At 60.9% G+C, this 2,905-nt stretch carries 3 protein-coding genes and 1 pseudogene; all 4 read right to left on the minus strand.

All coding sequences use genetic code 11. The features are described from left to right. A partial coding sequence (locus AAAC48_RS08815; protein WP_340653824.1) for a transposase occupies positions 1–132 on the minus strand: 132 nt, incomplete at its 3' end. A 72-nt stretch (positions 133–204) separates the two neighbouring features. After that, positions 205–1,856: pseudogene (locus AAAC48_RS08820) on the minus strand (IS66 family transposase). A 64-nt stretch (positions 1,857–1,920) separates the two neighbouring features. After that, positions 1,921–2,274 (minus strand): IS66 family insertion sequence element accessory protein TnpB, encoded by a 354-nt coding sequence (gene tnpB / locus AAAC48_RS08825; protein ID WP_159415856.1) that lies wholly within the window; start codon positions 2,272–2,274, stop codon positions 1,921–1,923. Further along, the gene (locus tag AAAC48_RS08830) at positions 2,271–2,717 is read right to left on the minus strand and encodes a transposase (RefSeq protein ID WP_340653823.1); all 447 of its coding nucleotides are present in this window, start codon (positions 2,715–2,717) and stop codon (positions 2,271–2,273) included. The genes tnpB and AAAC48_RS08830 overlap by 4 nt, the downstream gene beginning before the upstream one ends. Positions 2,718–2,905 lie beyond the last annotated feature (188 nt).

Here is a 2,905-nt window from a genome sequence, read left to right on the forward strand (position 1 = left end):
GTAGAATGTCGCGTCGGAAATCCCGGCCTTGCGGCAGACTTCCGCCACGGCAACACCGTCTTCTGCCTGCTTCAGAATGAAGGCAATCTGCGCCTCTGTGAATTTCGTATGCGGCGTCTCCGCCCCATTGATTTTGCGGTTGCAACGGTGATGTCGATCGCTTGCGGAAGGTCCTGTGAGCTCATCGGGGAGTCCCGGACGAGCTCATTGTGAGGCGCGGATCCGTTGCGCATAGGCCCAGGGCATGAGGGCGTCGATGTCTTTGGCGAGGTGGCCGTTGGCGAGGCTGATGAAGAGATCGCGCAGGTAGGCGTAGGGTTCAACGCCGTTCATCTTGCAGCTTCCGATCAGGCTGGCAAATCGAGCCCAATTCCGTCCGCCCTCATCATGACCGGCAAAGAGCGCATTGCGGCGGTTCATGGCGGGGCTTCTGATCGCGTTTTCGACCAGGTTGGAGTCGATGTCGACGCGGCCGTCGTCCAGGAACAGCCGGAAGCCATCCTGACGTTTGAGCATGTAAGCCATAGCTTCGCCGAGGTCGGACTTGCGTGAGACGCGCGCGGCCTGAGCTGCCAACCAGGTGAAGAACTCGTCCACCAGCGGACGGGACAGGTTCTGGCGGACAGCCCGGCGATGATCGGGATCACAACCGCGGATGCTGTCCTCGATCTTGTAGAGGGCGGCGATGCGCAACAGCGCCTCGTCGACGATGGGCGACCCCTTCTTGGGCTTGGCCTTGATCAGTTTTCTGCGGCCATGCGCCCAGCAGAAGGCCAGCTTCAACGGATCGCCGCCCGTGCGGTCTGGCGTAGCAAGGTGCGAGTAGCCACCGTAGGCATCGACCTGGATCGTGCCGTTGAAGCCATCGAGGATCTCTGCGGCATATTCGCCTTTACGCCCCGGCCGATAATGGAACACTACGCCCGGCGGCGCAGATCCGTTCCAACCGCGGTCGTCGCGCAGAATAGCCCAGAGATAACCGGTTTTCGTCTTGCCGCGTCCCGGATCCAACACCGGGGCCGTGGTCTCGTCGACATAGAGCCGCGCGCTTTCCGACATCAGCCGTTTGGCCATGTGGTCTACCACCGGCGCGAGCGCAGCACCCGTCCGACCCATCCAATCTGCCAGGACCGTGCGGTCGATCGGCACTCCGTGTCGGGCCATGACCGCGGCCTGACGGTTCAGCGGCATGTGTTCGGAATGCTTGGAGACGGCGATCTGCGCCAACAGGGCTTCGGTCGGCCAGCTGCCTTCCAGCAGATGTGCCGGCGCCCTGGCCTGAACCACGCCCGTGCGACCCTTGGGGCAAGCGTATTTCGGGCGAATCGTGACGATCACTTGGTAGCACGCCGGAATTTGATCGAGCCGTTCCGTCCGATCGTGCCGATCCGGACCATGTTGCCGCAACCACAGGGGCAACCAATGCTGTCGGGCTCGATCACCCGCTCGACCCGCGGCAGGCCCTGCGGCAGCACGCGTGCCTTACGCTCCTTGCGAGGAACAGCCTTTGCGGGATCAACTGCGCTGGCCGCGATCTTTTCCTCGACGAAGGCGATCTGGGCCTGCGTTTCGGCAATCGCCGTCTCCAGGTCCTCCAGCGCCAGTTCCATCTGCGTCGGATCGAGCTTTTCCGATTTCGGCCCGAACTTCGTGCGCCGATAGTCCTGAACCTGGCCCTCAAGCTTCTCGATCAGCTGCTTCAGCTCGGTGATGAAGGCGTCTTTCTCTGCCACCACCGCCTGCTCATGCTGACGTGCCGCACGCTCGACCGACAGCTCGAACTGCACCGCCGCAAAGGCTTTCAATACCTCGGGAGGAAGGTCCGGGAACTGGCTAAGATCGATCGGCTGCGACATGCGTCTTCATAACAAATCGAAGCAGAAAAACCCAATAAAACAATGCCAAAACAAGGCGGCTGAGTCATCCTGCCGCAGTCGGCGCTGTCACCCGTTGCGCCATAACCCGTCGCCAATCAAGCCCTTCGAACAAGGCTTCGTATTGAGCCCGAGAAAGACGCATCGTTCCATCCTGCACCTTGGGCCAGGCAAAGTTTCCCTGCTCCAAAACCTTGTAGATCAGCACCATTCCGGTGCCATCCCATACCAGGATTTTCAGGCGATCCCCGCGCTTCGACCGGAAGATCACCGTCACCCCGGAATGCGGATCAAGCTTCAACTCGGTCTGCACCATCAATGCCAGCGCCTGATGGCCACAGCGGAAGTCCACCGGCCGCGTCGCGATCAGGATCGGTAACCGTTGGCCCGCGACGATCACGCCGTCCCTCGCATCGCACGCACCAAGGCTGCAACCCGATCAACCGGCACATCGCCGGGAACCCTCATCACGAGGTCTGCGCCTATTTCTACCGTCACGATCTGCGAAGCGGCCGCGTCCGGATCCGGGATCGACAAAGCCTCGGTAGCCGTCTTCGGCTCCGTCGTAATCGCAAGTGGCACAAAGGCGGGCTCGATAGGCCCGCCGTCAATGGCTGGCATCAGTTCGGCAGGCAGCGCCAGAAGACCCTGACGCGCATGTCGTCGCCAGCTCGAAAGCTGATGTGCAACGAGATCATGACGACGCGCAACGTCAGCGACCCGGGCTCCAGGCTGAAGGCTCTCCGCAACAATCCGCGCTTTCACAGCATCGGGCCAGCGTCGGTTTCCACGACGAGGCTCCACCACTTCGCATCGTCCGACAAATCCTTCACCATCCGCCATGCCAAATCTCCAGCTCTTGCCGAAAACCTTCTGGCAGAAAGGCAGAAACCTCAATGGTCACAAACACGCAAAATCAATGGGATGGAGGCGGCGCATACGGTGATCGTCCTTATTGAAATCACTACATTCGACAACCATTGCAGTAGCGAATTTCGATACCGCCGCTTCGTCTGCGGAGGATAGTGGGT

The sequence above is a fragment of the Phyllobacterium sp. genome, from assembly GCF_037994405.1.
Classification (GTDB): domain Bacteria; phylum Pseudomonadota; class Alphaproteobacteria; order Rhizobiales; family Rhizobiaceae; genus Phyllobacterium.